At 68.2% G+C, this 16474-nt stretch carries 15 protein-coding genes; 2 read left to right on the top strand and 13 right to left on the bottom strand.

Annotated elements, in window-relative coordinates:
* Nucleotides 1-9: 9 nt before the first annotated feature.
* The 3 genes from OG394_RS00655 to OG394_RS00645 all read right to left on the bottom strand — a co-directional run bounded on the left by OG394_RS00655 (nucleotide 10) and on the right by OG394_RS00645 (nucleotide 3563).
* On the bottom strand, nucleotides 10-1596 hold the full coding sequence (locus OG394_RS00655; RefSeq protein WP_328992731.1) for a phytoene desaturase family protein: 1587 nt from the start codon (nucleotides 1594-1596) through the stop codon (nucleotides 10-12).
* A 153-nt stretch (nucleotides 1597-1749) separates the two neighbouring features.
* Entirely contained in the window at nucleotides 1750-2649 is a 900-nt protein-coding gene (locus OG394_RS00650; protein ID WP_328992730.1) for a PhzF family phenazine biosynthesis isomerase, read from the bottom strand.
* Nucleotides 2646-3563 carry a DMT family transporter gene (locus tag OG394_RS00645; protein WP_328992729.1) on the bottom strand — a complete coding sequence of 306 codons (918 nt, stop codon included), beginning with the start codon at nucleotides 3561-3563 and terminating at the stop codon, nucleotides 2646-2648. Before OG394_RS00645 ends, OG394_RS00650 begins: the two co-directional genes overlap by 4 nt.
* A gap of 100 nt (nucleotides 3564-3663) precedes the next feature.
* Between OG394_RS00645 and OG394_RS00640 the strand changes: the two genes are divergently transcribed.
* Entirely contained in the window at nucleotides 3664-4578 is a 915-nt protein-coding gene (locus OG394_RS00640) for a LysR family transcriptional regulator (protein WP_328992728.1), read from the top strand.
* Here the strand turns inward: OG394_RS00640 and OG394_RS00635 are convergent.
* The 10 genes from OG394_RS00635 to OG394_RS00590 are packed head-to-tail and all read right to left on the bottom strand — an operon-like array spanning nucleotide 4567 to nucleotide 15910.
* Nucleotides 4567-5358: an HpcH/HpaI aldolase/citrate lyase family protein gene (locus OG394_RS00635; RefSeq protein WP_328992727.1), complete on the bottom strand. Its 792-nt coding sequence runs from the start codon at nucleotides 5356-5358 to the stop codon at nucleotides 4567-4569. The genes OG394_RS00640 and OG394_RS00635 overlap by 12 nt on opposite strands.
* Nucleotides 5352-6539 (bottom strand): CaiB/BaiF CoA transferase family protein, encoded by a 1188-nt coding sequence (locus OG394_RS00630; protein WP_328992726.1) that lies wholly within the window; start codon nucleotides 6537-6539, stop codon nucleotides 5352-5354. The genes OG394_RS00635 and OG394_RS00630 overlap by 7 nt, the downstream gene beginning before the upstream one ends.
* Nucleotides 6536-8542, bottom strand: coding sequence for an SUMF1/EgtB/PvdO family nonheme iron enzyme (locus tag OG394_RS00625; protein ID WP_328992725.1), 2007 nt, complete (start codon nucleotides 8540-8542; stop codon nucleotides 6536-6538). The genes OG394_RS00630 and OG394_RS00625 overlap by 4 nt, the downstream gene beginning before the upstream one ends.
* Nucleotides 8539-9447, bottom strand: a complete 909-nt coding sequence (locus OG394_RS00620; protein ID WP_328992724.1) for a ribokinase — start codon at nucleotides 9445-9447, stop codon at nucleotides 8539-8541. The genes OG394_RS00625 and OG394_RS00620 overlap by 4 nt, the downstream gene beginning before the upstream one ends.
* Nucleotides 9444-10739, bottom strand: a complete 1296-nt coding sequence (locus tag OG394_RS00615; RefSeq protein WP_328992723.1) for an ADP-ribosylglycohydrolase family protein — start codon at nucleotides 10737-10739, stop codon at nucleotides 9444-9446. Before OG394_RS00615 ends, OG394_RS00620 begins: the two co-directional genes overlap by 4 nt.
* Entirely contained in the window at nucleotides 10736-11869 is a 1134-nt protein-coding gene (locus OG394_RS00610; protein WP_328992722.1) for an ADP-ribosylglycohydrolase family protein, read from the bottom strand. The genes OG394_RS00615 and OG394_RS00610 overlap by 4 nt, the downstream gene beginning before the upstream one ends.
* Nucleotides 11869-13143 (bottom strand): ABC transporter substrate-binding protein, encoded by a 1275-nt coding sequence (locus OG394_RS00605; protein ID WP_328992721.1) that lies wholly within the window; start codon nucleotides 13141-13143, stop codon nucleotides 11869-11871. Before OG394_RS00605 ends, OG394_RS00610 begins: the two co-directional genes overlap by 1 nt.
* A gap of 21 nt (nucleotides 13144-13164) precedes the next feature.
* Complete coding sequence (locus tag OG394_RS00600) at nucleotides 13165-13998, bottom strand: carbohydrate ABC transporter permease (protein ID WP_328992720.1); 834 nt, start codon at nucleotides 13996-13998, stop codon at nucleotides 13165-13167.
* Nucleotides 13995-14912 carry a carbohydrate ABC transporter permease gene (locus OG394_RS00595; protein WP_328992719.1) on the bottom strand — a complete coding sequence of 306 codons (918 nt, stop codon included), beginning with the start codon at nucleotides 14910-14912 and terminating at the stop codon, nucleotides 13995-13997. The genes OG394_RS00600 and OG394_RS00595 overlap by 4 nt, the downstream gene beginning before the upstream one ends.
* Nucleotides 14909-15910 (bottom strand): LacI family DNA-binding transcriptional regulator, encoded by a 1002-nt coding sequence (locus tag OG394_RS00590; protein ID WP_328992718.1) that lies wholly within the window; start codon nucleotides 15908-15910, stop codon nucleotides 14909-14911. The genes OG394_RS00595 and OG394_RS00590 overlap by 4 nt, the downstream gene beginning before the upstream one ends.
* A 121-nt stretch (nucleotides 15911-16031) precedes the next feature.
* On the opposite strand from OG394_RS00590, the gene OG394_RS00585 reads away from it, so the two are divergent.
* Nucleotides 16032-16418 (top strand): YchJ family protein, encoded by a 387-nt coding sequence (locus OG394_RS00585; protein ID WP_328992717.1) that lies wholly within the window; start codon nucleotides 16032-16034, stop codon nucleotides 16416-16418.
* Nucleotides 16419-16474 lie beyond the last annotated feature (56 nt).

The following is a 16474-nucleotide window of genomic DNA, read 5'->3' as shown; positions in this document are numbered from 1 at the left end:
GACCTCAGGTCAAGCTTGGAGGCGGCGGAGTAGGGCGGAGGTCGGGCGGCGCGTGAGGAGACCGAGCGGGGCCGCGTCCCGGAGGGCCGCGCGGGCCGCCAGCCAGCCGCACGCACCGTGTACGCCGGGGCCGGGGTGGATCGCGCCGCTGCCGAGGTAGAGCCCGTCGACGAACGTCCGAGGCCCGCCAAGTCCGAGCGTCGGGCGGAATACCAACTGCTGGTGCAACTGGGTCGTCCCGCCGCCAAGCGCGCCGAGGCCCATCGCCGCGTTGCCCGCCTCGAACTCCCCGGGCCGCTGGACTTGCCGATCGAGAACGAGCTCGCTGAAGCCCGGGGCGTGCCGCTCGAGCTGACGGTCCATCCGGCCCGCGATCTTGTCCGCCGAGGCGTCATCGGCAACCCCGCGCGGCAGATGCGAATACGCCCACAACGCCTCGGTGCCGGCCGGGGAACGACTCGGGTCCGCCGTACTCGTCTGTCCCACCAACAGGAAAGGGGCCCCCGGCAACCTACCGGTATCGAGGTCGGCGGCAGTGTGCACGAGATCGTCCGCATTACCACCAAGATGTACGACGCCCGCGGTGTGCGCGTCTTTCGCGGTCCAGGGGGCGGCGGCCGAGAGACGGTAGTTGACCTTGACCGTCGGGAAGTCCCACTCGAACTTCGCCAGGTCGCGCCGAAGCCCGGCCGGGATGATTGCTGACGGCAACAACTCGTCGTACAGCACGGGCGCGGAGGTGTCGGCGATGACGGCTCGTTTGACCGAGATCGTCCGCCCCGCGGCCGTCCGAACGCCGGTGATCCGGCCGCCGTTCACGGTCAGACCGACCACCGGTTCACCCGTCGCGAAGTCGACGCCGGACTCGCGCGCCCGGGCGATCATCGCGTCGGCGAGACGGCCCGAACCGCCTTGCACCACAGGGAATCCGATATCCTGGGCCAACATCGCGAGCAGCCAGCCCATGGTGCCGCTAACCGTCGCGGAAGGTGGTGCGTCGGCGTGCATGGCATTACCCGTCAGCAGCGCCCGCCCACGTTGACCGGCGAACAACTCCTGGCCCATCCGATGCACCGGCAGCGCCATGAACCGCGCGAACCGCCCAAGCTCGGCGAGTGAACCGAGCTGCCGCACCAGCCGTCCCGCGGCACCAACTGGCGGCCAACCGGTGAGCAACGCGCGCAACAAGGGCTCGCGGATCTTGATGTAGCCCTCGTACAACCTCAACCACGCCTCGCCGTCGGCCGGATGCTCTGCCGCCAGCCCAGCCGCCGTACGCTCGGGATCCGGATCGATGAAAGCGGCCGGGGATTCCGCATCCAGCAAGTGCGCCAACGGCCGGGGTGCGTGCGCCCACTTCAAGCCGAACCGCTCCAACTCCAATGCCCGAATCACCGGCGAGGCGACGCCCAGCGGATAACACGAACTGCAGTGATCGGTCGTCCACCCATCCGCCGAACTGGACCGAACCGCACCACCAAGCTGATCGGACGCCTCCACCACGAGCACGTCCCACCCGGCATCCGCCAACGCGATCGCCGCAACCAGCCCATTAGGCCCAGACCCGACCACCACCGCATCCACCGTCTCCACCATCTCCCGACCATAACGCGCACCCCCACCCCCGACTTCCGCTCATCGGGCCCTCGTGACCAGGCGTGTCGGCACTCATCGGGCCCTTGTGACCGTTTCCGGCCGGTCGGGATGCCGACCGCCGGGTCCGTAGTTCGGATGCGGGGAAGGCAGGTTTCAGATGTGGAGGGTGGCGCGGAAGGCGGTGGTCGCGTTGCCGGTGATTGAGGCGAGGAGCTCGTTGTCCGGGCGGACTTCGATGGTGACTTGGACGTCGCCTGGCCGGCCTATGGCGGAGCCTTGGCGGCCGGTGAAGGTGAGGGTTCCGCCGGACGCTGGGACGAGGCCGTGGCGGACGAGGTAGGCGCCGAGGGGGCCGTGGCCGTTGCCGGTCACGGGGTCTTCGGGGATTCCGATCGCGGGGGCGAACATGCGCGACCAGGTGAGCAGCTCGGCGTCGCCGGTGGATCGGGTGAAGACGAAGTATCCGTTGCTGCCGATCTCCTGGCTGAGCGCCGTCAATGCGACCAGGTCGGGCCGCAGCCCGTCGACCACGGCGCGGCTGCGCAGCTCGAGCAACACCTTGGAATGGCCTGTCGAGACGATCTGGACGGGACCGCCGTCGGCCAGGTCGTGGCGTCCGGCGCCGAGCGCGTGCAGGAGGCGGTCGACCTGCGAGGTGTTCAGCTCGGGGCCGAAGGACGCAACGCCCTGGTGCAAGCCGATGCTGATGCGATCCCCGTCGCGGTGGATCTCGACCTGCTGCAGCAGACCGCTCCCCGTCTTCTGAACCAGCGAACCCGCGGGAAGGCCGTACTCGATAGCTCGGGCGAAGTGGGCCGCGATGGTGGCGTGACCACACGTCGGCACCTCTGTCGTCGGGGTGAAGAAGCGGATCCGCACATCGTGATCAAGGCCGTCGGCAGGGAGTACGAACGCCGTTTCGGAGTTGTTGAGCTCGGCCGCGACGGCGAGCATCTCCGCGTCGGTCATCCCCTCCGCCGCCAGCACCACGCCCGCGGGGTTCCCCGTGAACGGCGTACTCGTAAAGGAGTCGACCTGGTAGAGAACCCTCATCGGTCACTACCAGTCGCGACGAGTGCCGGGCCCGCAACCACTGCCGGCGGGCGCCGACGCGTCAGGCCGACACCGAGCAGCACGATGAACATCCCCGCGGCCACCCGGATGCCGATGTCCTCGCCGAGCACGATGCTCCCCAACGCCACCGAGACCACCGGCAGCAAATAGCCAACCGTCGCTGCGTTCGTCGCGCCTTCGTCCGCGATGATCCGGTAGGTGAGGTGGAAGGTGATCCCGGTGGCGACGATTCCCAGTACGACAACGGCGATCAGGGCCGTCCGGTCAAGGTCCACCGACGCCAAACCGCCGGCCGGCAGGGCGAGCCCACTGAACACCACGGCCGCGCAGAGTTGCGCCGCGGAGAGCGAGATCGTCGGGATGCCGCGACCCACCAGGTTACGGCCCATGTACGCGAAGGAGACGGCATAACTCACGGCCGCCCCGATGATCGCCAGCGCACCCCAACCGACGCCGCCCGCCTGCTGCCACGGCGCGAAGATCACCACGGTCCCGCTGAATCCGAGCACGAGCCCGGCCACCCGGATCGGGCGGATGCCGCGTTCGGTCCCGATCAGCAGGCCGATCAACATCGACCACAGCGGAGTCGTCGCGTTCAGCATGCCGGCGACCCCGGAGTCGATGATCTGCTGGCCGATGCTGAACAAGGCGTACGGCAGTGCGTTGCAGAAGAAGGCCGCCACGACGACGCGACCCCAGGTCGCCCGATCCCTGGGCAGCCGCCGACCGCTACCGAAGCACAGGACCAGCAGCGTGGCAGCCCCGAGCACGCAGCGAATGAAGGTCACTTGGACCGGCGAAAAGGCGTCCAGAGCAAGCTCGATCCACAGGTAGGTCGACCCCCACAACAAGGCCAGGACCACGACCCGGCCCAACGCCCACAGACCACTCACGTCTTGGTTCCTCCTCGATCGACCCGTCCGGATGAAACGGTGCCCGATTCAACTTGGAAGGACAAGCGAATGATTCTGAAGGTGGATTAAGCTGTCCTACATGCTTGACGTTCGAAGGCTGCAGATCTTGCGGGCAGTGGTGACCAGCGGATCCGTGACCGCCGCGGCCGCGCACCTGGGCTACACCCCGTCGGCCATCAGCCAGCAGATGGCCGCGCTGGAGCGGGAAGCCGGCGTCCCGTTGCTCGAACGGGTCGGGCGAGGTGTACGACCGACCGCGGCCGGCCGACTACTGACCGAGCACGCCGGCATCCTCAGCCAGCACGTCACCGAGGCAGAGCGCGCCTTGGCCGACTTACGCGCCGGCCGCACGGGCAGGCTGGCGATCCGCTACTTCACCTCGGTCGGCCCGACGCTGCTCGCACCCGCCCTGGCACGGCTTCGTCGCGAGTACGACGGGCTGGCCGTCGATCTCACGCTGACCGATCTCGAAGATCCCTTGCGCAGCATGCAGCAAGACGACTCGGACCTGACCATCCTGGTCGGCAGCAGCATGGCCGGCAGTAGCGAGAGCCCGCCGGGTATCCGCGTGGTGCACCTGGTCGACGACAGCTACCTGGCCGTGCTGCCCACCGGGCACCCGCTCGCCGGGAAAAAGGCGCTGGACCTGGCCGACCTCGCCGACGAACCGTGGATCGGCAGCGAGCCACCGGGCCCCTGCCTGGATCCGATCCTGAACGCGTGCGCGGCCGCAGGCTTCAGCCCCGACTTCGCCGCGAAGAGCGAGGATCATGCCACCGCGCAGGGCCTCGTCGCCGCCGGACTTGGGATCGCCCTCATCCCCCGGCTCGGCCTCAACACCCGCCATCCGGATGTCGCCATCCGCGCGGTCCGCCGCCCGGAGCCGGTGCGGACGATCTACGCCGCCGTACGGGAAAGCACGCTGACGCAGCCGGCCGTCCGCATCCTCCTCGACGCCCTCAAAGACGCCGCCAAGGAAAGCCTAAGGAGCTAGCGCGAGGAGTTCGCGGGCGCGAGTGACCATCGCGGGGTCGACCATTCGGCCGTCGGGGAGGACGAGTACGCCGCCCTCGGTGGTGCCGGCTTGAGCTACTGCGTCGAGCAGTTCCGTGGCTTGGGCTAGTTCGGCCGACGTTGGGGTGAAGGCCTCGACGATGATCGGGAGCTGGGCCGGGTGGATCGCGGCCCGGCCGGTGAAGCCCAGGGCGCGGCCGGTGAGGCACGACGCGTACAGGCCGTCGGGATCGTTGACCCGCGGATAGACCGACATCATCGGCGCCCCTAGCCCCGCAGCGCGCGATGCCGAGATGAGGCGGCCGCGCGACCAGGCGAGCCCTTCCGGACCATCCACCCCGAGCAATCCCGACAGGTCGGATTCGCCGAGCCCGACACCGACGACACCCGAACAGGCGATATCGAAGGCGCGTTCCACGCCCAACGGCGATTCCAGCAAGGCGGTGATCTTTGCCAAGGGCAGCAAGTCGAGCACGCGTCGTACGTCGTCGACGCTTTCCACCTTCGGCAGCCGGATCCGTACCTCGCCAACAGCGGCCAGCGCGTCGAGATCGTCAAGCCCCCAAGGGGAATCCAACGTATTGACCCGCACCTCGGCCACAGACCCGGCAAGCCACTCGACCGCGGCAGCACGTGCGGCGGATTTGGCGTCGACCGGTACGGCGTCCTCGAGGTCAACGATCACCAGGTCGGCCCCAGACCCGGCCGCCTTGGCGAAGCGCTCGGGCCGATTGCCCGGCACGTAAAGCGCAGTCAGCACACGCCCTCCGCCCGCAACTCCGCCAACCGCTCGGGCGAAACTCCAACCTCGGCAAGCACCTCGGCCGTGTCGGCACCATGTGCACGCCCGGCCCACTTGATCGCGCCGGGCGACTCCGACATCCGGAACAACACGTTCTGCATCTGCAACGGCCCGAGCTCATCGTCATCCACTGTGGCGATCGTCCTGAGTGCGGCGTACTGCGGGTCGGTCACAATCCCCCGTACGTCGTACACCGGCCCGACCGCAGCCTCGGCCTTCTCGAATGCCGACAGCACCTGGTCCAACGGGTGGCCCGCGATCCACGAACCAACAGCCTCGTCCAACTCATCGGCATGTTCGGCCCGCTCGCGCCCGGACCCGAACCACGGCTGCGCGACCAGGTCCTCCCGGCCGACCAACCGCAAGACCCGTTCGGCGATGCTCTGCGAACTGGTCGACACCGCGACCCACTCGCCGTCCAGCGTTCGATACACGTTGCGCGGTGCGTTGTTCGACGAGCGATTCCCGAGCCGCGGCTGGACGTACCCCAACTGCTGGAACGCCGTGATGCCGCCGCCGAGCATCATCAGGATCGGCTCGATTATCGCGAGATCCACCACCTGACCGGCGCCCGAGACGTCCCGTTCGCGCAGCGCCACCATCACGGCGTACGCCGTCGCGAGCGCGGTGATGCCGTCGGCGAGCCCGAACGGCGGCAACGTCGGCGGACCGTCCGGCTCCCCCGTCACCGCGGCGAACCCGCTCATCGCCTCGGCCAGCGACCCGAACCCAGGACGCGACGACCAGGGCCCGACCTGGCCGAACGCGGTCACCCGGGCGATCACCAGTCGCGGATTGGCCTCCAGCAGTACGTCGGGGCCGAGTCCCCAGCGTTCGAGGGTGCCGGGGCGGAAGTTCTCGATGAGTACGTCGTTCGCGCGGACCAAGTCGAGGAAGACCTCACGCCCTCGCGACAAGTCCAGCGTGGCAAGGCGCTTGTTGCGCCCGAGCGTCTTGAACCACAGGCCGATGCCGTCCTTGCTGGCGCCATGCCCTCGAGCGGCGTCCGGCTTGCGCGGGTGCTCGATCTTGGTGACGTCCGCCCCGAAGTCGCCGAGGAACGTCGCCGCCAACGGCCCCGCGAAGAGCGTCGCCGCCTCGAGCACCTTGACGCCTTCCAACGGCGCGGCTCGGGTCATGCCGCGTCCACCGCACAGCGGAAGCCGATCCGCTCGGACCGGTCCAGCCCGGCGCCGGTGAGCACCAACTTGAAGCTCACCTCCGGGTCCTGCGGCCCGCCGTCGGCGTACCAATCGGAGCCCTCGGCAACATAATCGGAACCACCCTTGAGAATGACGAACCGGCTCCGGCCGTCATCGTGTTCGCTCTCGGTCAGGTTCCACACCAGCGGCTTACCGCGTCCGAAGGTCGAGTCGGCGGCCGCGACCTGCCACTCGTCCTCGGTCGGGAGACGCCCGCCCCGCCAGGCCGCGTAGGCCCGCGCGTCGGCGAGGTCGACGTACGTGACGGGCTCATCCTCGCTGCCGGGCACGGGCGATCCACCCTGCCAGTGCGCGAGGAAGCGATGAGCGATCAGGGGCTGGTAGTTGGCCTCGGCAACGAATTCGGCGAACTGCCCGTTCGTCACCTCCGACGTCGCCACCGACACCGGGCGCAACGAGACCTGTCGCTCGATCGTAACAACGTCGTGCAGCCTTGGTGGCAACGGCTTCCACTCCTCGACGTACGGCGCCTCGCCGTACAGGCCCGTCTCGCGACGGCGGAAGCGCACCGGCAACGTCAACTCCTGCGCGGGTATGACGATCAAATCACCGAGCTCGACCTCGCCCGTAACCACTGGGACCGGCCGCCTGATTGCTGGCGCTGCCGGGAAGGTGGCGTCATTGATGTGGGCCCGAGGCAACGACCCCAGGCGGCGTGCGGTCGCGCGGCAGGAACCACCAGCGGTCGCGCCGACGCGGACGATGCCGGTCACACCCCGGCCGGGCACCAGCACGCGCACGCCGTCGGAGTCGGCCGTCAACGGCACGCCCTCGGTCACGTCGTACCAGTCGCCGACCATGTCCTCCGAGCACAAGGCCAGGCCGTCGAAATCGTCGTCGCTGCGGTTGATCAACGTCCAGAACGTCACGTCGGCGAGCTCGAACCGCGAGGCGAAGACGCCATGCGCGCGGGCTGCGTCGGTCACCTCGGGCGTGAGCGGGGTCCACTCGCCACCGATCAGCACGGGCGAGAAGGCGCGCTGCGCGGCGGTCATCCGGCGCAGGGTCGAGCGGTCGCGGGCGTTCCACCCGACCCACGCGGAGAAGACGGACTCCCAGACGAGAATCCCGCACCCGTTCACCCAGGCGGACTGCAACTCGTCACTGTGATCGCGATTCCAGCGGCGGGTGTGGTGCAGCATGTGCCGGCGCTCGAAGACGTGCGCGCGCAGCACACCGGGCGCTCGCGAATCCGCGAACCACTGCGCCCAGGACAACGCGTGATCGCCGATCCTGGTCAACGGCAACCGTGACTCGCCTTCGAAGACGACGGCCGGGTTCTCCTTCTCCAACGCCCGGGTGAACGTCGGCGAGCCCTCCTTCAGCGTGTCCAGGAAGACGCCGTCCGCGCCGAGATCTCCGAGCAGCGCGGCGAACTCGTCCGCGTCGGGCCGGGCGGCTCGCCGGGTGCCGACGTCCCACGGGTTGTAGTCGAGGAAGACCTTCACGCCGAGCTTGTGCAACGTGGCGACCAGTGCGTCGAGCCCGGGCACATCGCGGTAGAAGTCGAACTGGTTGCGGTCGTCGATCCCGATCACGGGATACGCGTGCCAGAGGACGATCGCGTCGTACCCGCCGAAGTCCTCGATACCGCGCTCGATCAGCCGCTCCGGAGTGAAACGACCAGTTTTCGCGTCGTACAGCAGGTTGTCCCACAGCCAGACCAGGCCGACGCAGTAGCAGGTCTGTGTCCACTCACGGCCGGGTACGTCGTAGTGGCTGCCGTCGTACGCCGTGCGGACCTGGGCGTCGTTGCGCCAGGCAAGCAGCCGTGCCCGCCAGCGGGCCCAGTCGGCCGGGTCGTCCGGCGCGGCCAGGATCTTGCCTTCGTCGAGCCGGGAGAGATCGGCGTCGGCGCTCAGGTCGACGGTGGTGGGCTGGTCGATAGGTCGGGGTACGAGTGGATCGAACGGGGTCACGGGTACACCTCGGCATAACGTGTGGCGATGTCGTCGGCCGTCGGCACGGACGGAATCGCACCGGCCGTCTGGACACTGAGGGAGGCAGCCACTGTCGCCCGGCGAACCGCCTCGGGCAAGTCGGAGCCTGTCGCGAGCGTCGCCGCCAGCACGCCGCAGAACGTGTCGCCGGCAGCTGTCGTGTCAACGACCTCAACCTGCAAACCGTGCACCCTCAACGGCTCACCGTCACGGGTGAGTACGAGCGCACCTCCCGCGCCGAGCGTGATGACGACGGCTGGGACCCGCTTGAGCAGCACTTCGCCGGCGTCGGTCCCTGTGCCGGCGACCGTAAAAGCCTCGATCTGGTTCACCACGAGCAGGTCGACCTCGGCGAGCAGCTCGTCGTCCAGCTCGGCGGCGGGCGCGGCGTTGAGCACGAAGTAGCGGCTCTCGCGAGCGGCCGCCAGCACGGTGTCGAACGGGATCTCGAGTTGGGCGAGCACCACCGCGGCCGATCGGATCGCGGCCCGCGACTCGTCGGTGAGGACCAGCTCGGCGTTCGCGGAGGGTGCGACGGTGATCGCGTTCTCGCCGTCGGCGTCCACCGTGATGATCGCCGTACCGGTCGGTGTGGTGGTCGTGGAGGCCAAAGAGAGATCAACGCTCGCATCCGAGAGCACTGCTCTCAGCATCGCGCCCGGCTCGTCATCCCCAAGGGAGACGACGAAGGCCGTCGAAGCACCAGCGCGCGCCGCCGCGACGGCCTGGTTCGCGCCCTTGCCACCCGGCCCGCGGCTGAGCCCGGTCGCCAGCACCGTCTCCCCCGGCTTCGGAATCCGCTCGACCGGTAGCACCAGGTCGACGTTCGCGCTGCCGACCACCACCACCCCGCCACCGTTCAGCCCCGTACCCGCCGAAGTCACCGGCTTGCCACCTCCACTGTCCGCCGTGCCAGGTCGTCGATCCGCAACAGCTCCGGACCGGGGAGGCTCGTCGCGATCCGGTTCCGCAACAGGCCCGCCCACTCATCCGGTACGCCGTACAGGGCACCGAGGACAGCCCCCACCGTCGCACCGGCGGAGTCCGTATCCCAGCCCCCCATCACGGCGATGCCGATACCGGTGCCGAAGTCCCCCTTGGCCGCGGTCAGCGCATATGCCGTCAAAGCAGTGTTGTTCACCGAATGAACCCAGTGCAAACCCCCGTATGACGCATGCAACTCGTCCAGCGCCTTGTCCAACTCCTGGTCCGCCAGGCTCGCACCGAAGCGGACGGCGGTAGCGATCGCGCCGTCGGCGGGCAGCACCGACAGGCTCGCGTCGATCACCGACTCGGCGTCGTCCAGCACCAGCGCCGCGGCCGACATCGCGGCCACCCACACCGCTCCCTCGACCCCCGCGCCGGTGTGGCTCAACCGGGCATCCGCGACGGCCAGCCGAGCCGCCGCGCTGAGATCACCCGGGTTCACCCAGCCATAAACGTCCGTCCGGATCTGCGCGCCGATCCACTCCCGGAACGGATTCCGCACGAGGGCCGCCCGGCTCGGCTCGACGCCCGCGAGCAAGTTGCGATACGCCACCCGCTCGGCGGTGAAGACCCGCCCGGCCGGCAGATTGTCGAGCCAGGTTTGCGCGACCGCCTCGGTGGTCAACTCAGCTCCGAACCGCTCGACCATCCCCAGCGCGAGGATCGCGAAGTTGAGATCGTCGTCCTCGGGCATGCCGTTGATGTTCTCGCGCAGGCTGGTCGGCCGGCTGCGCCGATTCCATGGCCAGCGCGCCTGCACCTCCTCCGGCACCCCCTTGGCCGTGATGTACCGCCTAAGCGGCCACTGCCCCGAACTCGCCAGGATCTCCCGGATCCCCTCCCGCGGGATCTTCTCCACCGGCTTGCCGAGCAAACACCCCGCGGCCCGACCAGCCCACGCCTGCACCACCCGGTCACTCTTAATTGCCCCAGGCAACAAGACCTCAGCCGGTACGACGAACTCCGCCGGCGTGGGCGTGCGTACATCGAGCTCATCGAGCAGTTCCAACGCAAGCGCGCGCAATCCGTCATCAGCGGGCTCCGCGGACGCGCCCGACACCGGCGCTTCGACGGAACCACCGGCCGCCACCCAGCGGGCAGCCACGTCGTCCACCTCAACGCCTTCGGACCGCGACTGGACCAGTTGATGCGGTAGAAGGTCCTCCGGCTGGACCCAGGTCAATCTCATGACGTCAGCGCCGCCATCGCTGCCGAACGGGCCTGCCGCTGCCGCTCGTCCGCCGCGTGCAAATCGCGCGCGACGGAGGCCATCACCCGGCCGGGCTGTTCCAGGTCGGTACGGCTCGCCTCGGCGATCTTGGCGGCCCAGTCCGCGGGCACACCCGCCAGACCGCCGAGCGCCCCGGTCACCGCGCCCGCCATGCTGGCGATCGAATCCGCGTCCCGACCGTAATTGGTCCCACCCAGAACAGCTTGACGGACATCGCCCTCTGTGACCAGCACAAAGCCCAGAGCGACCGGAAGTTCTTCGATCGACTTCGTCCGGCTGGGCCTGCGCGCGTCGAGCGACTGGTCGCGGTAATGCGGTCCGACCGAGTCGTACGGCTCCACTGCGGCCCGCAAAACCGGGATCGCCTGCTGCCAATCCGTCAAACCATCTGCCGCGTCAACTACCGCCTCGATGGCTGTACGCGTGCCGTCCTTCGCGAGGGCCAGTGCGGCCTCGACCGCGGAACGGGCCGTCGCGTCCGGCAGCATCGCCGCCGCGACCGCCGCCGCGAACACCCCGGCGGCCTCCCGCCCATAGCTCGACTGGTGCGCACCCGCGAGGTCGATCGCCTCGGCGTACGCCCCCGCGGGATCGCCCGCGTTGGCCAGGCCCACCGGTGCGACGTACATCGCGGCACCGCAGTTCACGATGTTGCCGACCCCGGCCTCGCGCGGATCGACGTGACCGTAGTGCAACCGCGCCACCAGCCACTTCTCCGCGAGGAAAACCCGCTGGAGCAACAAGGCATCGGCCTCCAGCTCAGGAATCCACCTCCGCTCGTTGAGCAGCTTCGGTACGAACGACTCGGCGATCGCGTAGGCGTCCAGGTGCGAACGCCGTTCGTCGTACACCTCGACCAGCGCGTGCGTCATCAACGTGTCGTCGGTGATGTGCCCGTCGCCCTTGTGGTACGGCGCGATCGGGCGTGCGTTGCGCCAGTCTTCGTACCAGGGCCCGACGATGCCGGTCACCCAGCCGCCGTGGCGTTCGCGGATCTGCTCGGGCGTCCAGCCCTCGACGGCACCACCGATCGCGTCACCGACCGCGGAGCCGACGAGGGCACCTACCGATTTGTCCTCGAGTCGCATCAGCTGTTGGCCTGCTCCCAGCCATCGTTGAGCTTCTTGCCCAGGGTGGCCAGATCGATCTTGTTCGCCAGGAACTCCTGCAACGCGGGCGTCGCGACCTGGTCCTTCCACTTCGGGTAGTTGTCGACGCTCTGGAAGGGGGCCTTGGTCAACTGTTCGCCACTCGCCAGCATCTGCGACCAACCCTGCTTGCCGCCGGTGGCCTGCTGGATGACGTCGCGCGCGGCCTGCGTGGTCGGGATCAGCCAGTCGCCCTGACCGACCGCCGCGAGGTTCTCCGCCTTCATGAAGAAGTCGATGAACTCGGCGGACTGCTTGATGTGCTTGCCCTCGGCCGGAACGGACAGCGTCTGCGGGTTGGCGGCCTGCTTCTCGCTCGTCCCCTTGAGCGGCGGCAGCACCTCCCATGCGAATCCCTTCGGCGCCTGCTCGACCATCTGCTGGGCGGTGAAGTTGCCCGCGACAACCATCGCGTACTTGCCGGCGAAGAATCCGGGCAGCGCGTCCGAACCACTCTGCGTCAGCGAGGTCGGTTCGATCGACTTGTCGGTGTACGCCATGGCGTGGATGCGCTTCGGCACCTCGAGCTCGGGATCGCCGATCTTGGCCTTCGCATCCCGGCCAGTGCCCTCGAAGAAGGCCGCGTCGAAGTTCATCCCGAGGTTCAGCACGGTGGCCGTCGGACTCTTCAGGCCCCAACCGAGCCCATACTTGCCGTTGGCGGTGAGCTTCTTCGCGTTGGCCTGCAGGTCGTCCCAGCTCAGGCTGTCGCCCGTGGTGGCGATGCCCGCCTGCTTGAGCAAGGCCGAGTTGCCGAAGACGACGTACGACTGGAGCAGGGTCGGCGCGGCGAAGACCTTGCCGTCGGTCGAGACCGTGTCCCAAACCCCTTGCGGTACGGCGTCCTTGGTGGCCTGGGAGAGGTACGGCGAGAGGTCCGCCAGGTACCCCTGCTGCGCGAAGCCGGTGATGTCGGCGGACTCGTCGTGGATGATGTCCGGCGCGGTGCCGCCCTGGAACTGCGTCACCAGCTGGTCGTGCACGGAATCCCAGCTGCCCTGCACATACTCGACCTGGACGTCCGGGTGAGACGCGTTCCAGTCGGCGACGATCTTCTTGCTCGCGGCAACGGTCGTCTTCTGGAAGGCCAGGCTCTGGAACTTCAGCGTGATCTTCTCGCCCGGCGCCGGTTCACCGCCGTCACCGGATCCGCCACACGCGGCCAGTAGAAGCAGGGAGCTCGCCGCCATCAGGGCGATCAGTGGTTTCCTCATTCGATACTCCTCAGGGGATTGTTAACCCTTCACTGCGCCGCTGAGCAGACCAGAGGTCAGTCGGCGTTGCAGGAAGGCGAAGAACACGAGACTCGGCACGGTGGCGAGCACGGACGCGGCCGCGAGCGGCCCGATCTGGACCTGGCCCTCGGCCCCGACGAATCGGGCGAGCACCAGCGGCAACGTCTTGAGTTGGGGGTCTTGCAGTAGCACCAGGGCGAAGAAGAACTCGTTCCACGCCGAGATGAAGGTGAACATGGCCGTCGCGATCAACCCGGGCCGCAGCAACGGCATCACGATCGACACGATGGTCCGGGCCCGGCCGGCGCCGTCGACCGCGGCCGCCTCTTCGAGCTCACGCGGCACCGCGGCGACGTACCCCTGCAGCATCCAAAGGGCGAACGGCATCGACCAGACCATATAGACGATGACCACACCGGGAATCGTGTTGGTGAGGTGCAACGGCCGCAGGATCATGAACAACGGGATGACGATCAGGATCACCGGGAACACCTGGCTGACCAGGATCCAGCCATTGGTGATCGGCCGGAGCCGGCTGCGGAACCGCGCCAGCGCGTACGCCACCGGGAGCGAGACCACGATGACGAGAATGGTCGTCGCGATCGAGATCTGCAGGCTGTTCGCCATCGACCTGATCAGGCCTTGTTCCTGGAGGGCCTCGGTGTAGTTGGAGATCTGCGGGCTCTTCGGCAGCAGCGACGGCGTGATGCTCGCGAACTCGCGTGGCGATTTGAGCGAGGTCGAGATCAGCCAGAGCAGCGGAAAGCCCAGGAAAATAAGGTAAAGGCCGACCGCGACGTACTGGAAACTCCTGATCGCCGGCTTGGTTCTCATGCTTCACTCCTCAGCCGGTTACGCAGGTAGAAGCCGAGGAACACGATGATGATGACGACCATGACGTCGCCCATGGCGGCCGCCATGCCGAAGTTCCCGTAGCGGAAGGCCTCGTTGTAGGCGAACAGCATCGGCAGCATCGTCTTCCCGCCGGGACCGCCCGCGGTGAGCACGTAGACCAGGCCGAACGAGTTGAAGTTCCAGATCATGTCGAGACTGGTGATCGCGACGATGACGGTCTTGAGTTGCGGCAGCGTGATGTGCACGAACTGGTGCCACGTGCTCGCGCCGTCGACCGCGGCCGCCTCGTAAAGCGAGCGGTCGATCGACTGCAGGCCCGCGAGCAACGTCACCGTGGTCATCGGCATGCCGACCCAGATCCCGACCACGATCACGGCCGGTAAAGCGGTGTTGAAGTCGCCGAGCCAGTTGATCGGGTGATCGGTGATATTGAGGCCTTGGAGTACGCCGTTGACCGGGCCGTTCGTCGGATGCAGCAGCAGGCGCCACATGATCGCGACCACGACCGGCGGCATCGCCCACGGGATGAGCGCGAGCGTGCGGGCTACGCCTCGGAAGCGGAGGTCTGCGTTGAGGAGGAGTGCGAGGCCGAGGGCGGCGACGAATTGGAGCACCGTGACCGCGATGGTCCAGATCAGGCCGATCCGGAACGACGCCCAGAACAGGTCGTTCTGCAGCAGCCTGGTGAAGTTGTCGAAGCCGATGAACTCGGTGGTCACGTTCAGCCCGGCGCGGGCATCGGTGAAGCCGAGCAGGATGCCGCGGATCAGCGGGTAGACGCTCAGCAGGAGGACCGGCAGCAGCGCGGGGAGGAAGAGGTAGATCGCCTCGCGATTCTGCTTCGGCCTGCCCGGGCTTTTCTGCTTCGGCCGGGTTGCCGTCATGGTGCTCATGGGGTGGACTTCCGTACGCTCAGCGTCGGCTGTACGACGATGCGGCGTGGCGCGCGAGTGGCGTCGTCGATCCTTGCCAGCAGCAACTCCGCGGCCCGGCGGCCTCGCTCGGCCGAACCGAGGTTCACGCTGGTGAGCGTGGGGTAGCACTGTTCGGCCAGCTCGCTGTCGTCCATCCCGATCACGGCGATGTCCTTGGGCACGGCCAGCCCTCGCTCCGCCAGCACGTGCATCAGGCCGACGGCTAGTAGGTCGTTGGCGCAGATGATCGCGTCGGGCTTCGTGTCCTTGAGCAGTTTCGGACCGGCCTCTTGCCCGGCTGCGCGTCCGGCGGCAAAGGTGAAGTCGGCGGCGTCGATGGTGCCGGCCGGGGTGAGGCGGAACTTCTTCATCGCCTCGGCGAATCCGCGCGCCCGCGCCTCCCCTGGCACGGTGTCGGCGGGGCCGTTGACGAAGGCGATCCGCTTCCGCCCGGCTTGTTTGAGATGGTCGACGGCGAGCAGCATGCCCTTCGGCGAATTCGCCCGGACGGTGTCGACGCCCGCCTTGGCCGGCACGCTACCGGCGACGACCACTGGTACGTCGCACTCCCGGATCGACTTGATCAGGTCGTCGTCCACGCGCAGCGGGCTGATCACCAGGCCGTCGGCGTACCCGCGCGCCATCCCCCTCACCAGCGCGACCTCATCGACCACGTCGGGGCCGGTGGTGGTGACGACCAGCCGGTATCCGGCGGCCGCGACCACACTCTCGACGGCCCGCATCATCGTGACGTAGACGGGGTTACCGACATCGGCGACGGCCAGGGTCAGTTGGAACGTCCGCCCGACCTTCAGCGACCGCGCCCGCGAATCCGGCACATAGCTGAGCGCCTCCGCGGCCCGCCGTACCTTCTCGGTCATCTCGGGGGTCGCCGGCTGCCCGTTCAGCACCCGCGACACCGACGCCACCGAAACACCAGCAGCCTGCGCCACCGCTGAGATGGTCGGACGACTCACCGGGCCTCCTTGGTCTTGCCGGGGTTTGCGGGGTTTTGCGGGACGGCTGTAATCGTTCTTGTAATCGTTTACAGACCTTAGGGCGCCAGGCTGTGACCGTCAATGCCAGAGAATGTGACGAATGAACCTGCAACGCGCCTGCCCCTGCGGCCTCCCCACGACGTACGACGCTTGCTGCGGGCGCCTGCACGACGGCGCGGCGCAGGCTGCTACCGCCGAGGAGTTGATGCGGTCCCGGTATTCGGCGTACGCCGTCGGCAACCTCGACTACGTCTTCCGCACCTGGCATCCGCGCACCCGGCCCGACGACCTCTCCCCCGATCCCGGCCTGACCTGGACCGGCCTGTCCATCCTCGACACCTCAGCCGGCGGCCCCGACGACGAAACCGGCGAAGTCGAGTTCATCGCCACCTTCCGCAACCACGGCACCCCCGGCCAACTCCACGAACGCTCCCGCTTCCTCCGCCGCACCACCCGCTGGCTCTACCTCGACGGCGACCTCACCTGAGCCGCCCTTCACGGGTCCGGTCATGCCCCTCCGCCATCTCACCGCCCGTCGCGTCC

Origin of the sequence: Kribbella sp. NBC_01245 (assembly GCF_036226525.1) — a bacterium.
Taxonomy (GTDB): Bacteria; Actinomycetota; Actinomycetes; order Propionibacteriales; family Kribbellaceae; genus Kribbella.
Note: the sequence above shows the minus strand (reverse complement) of the source record. Positions and strands in the feature narration are given on the sequence as shown.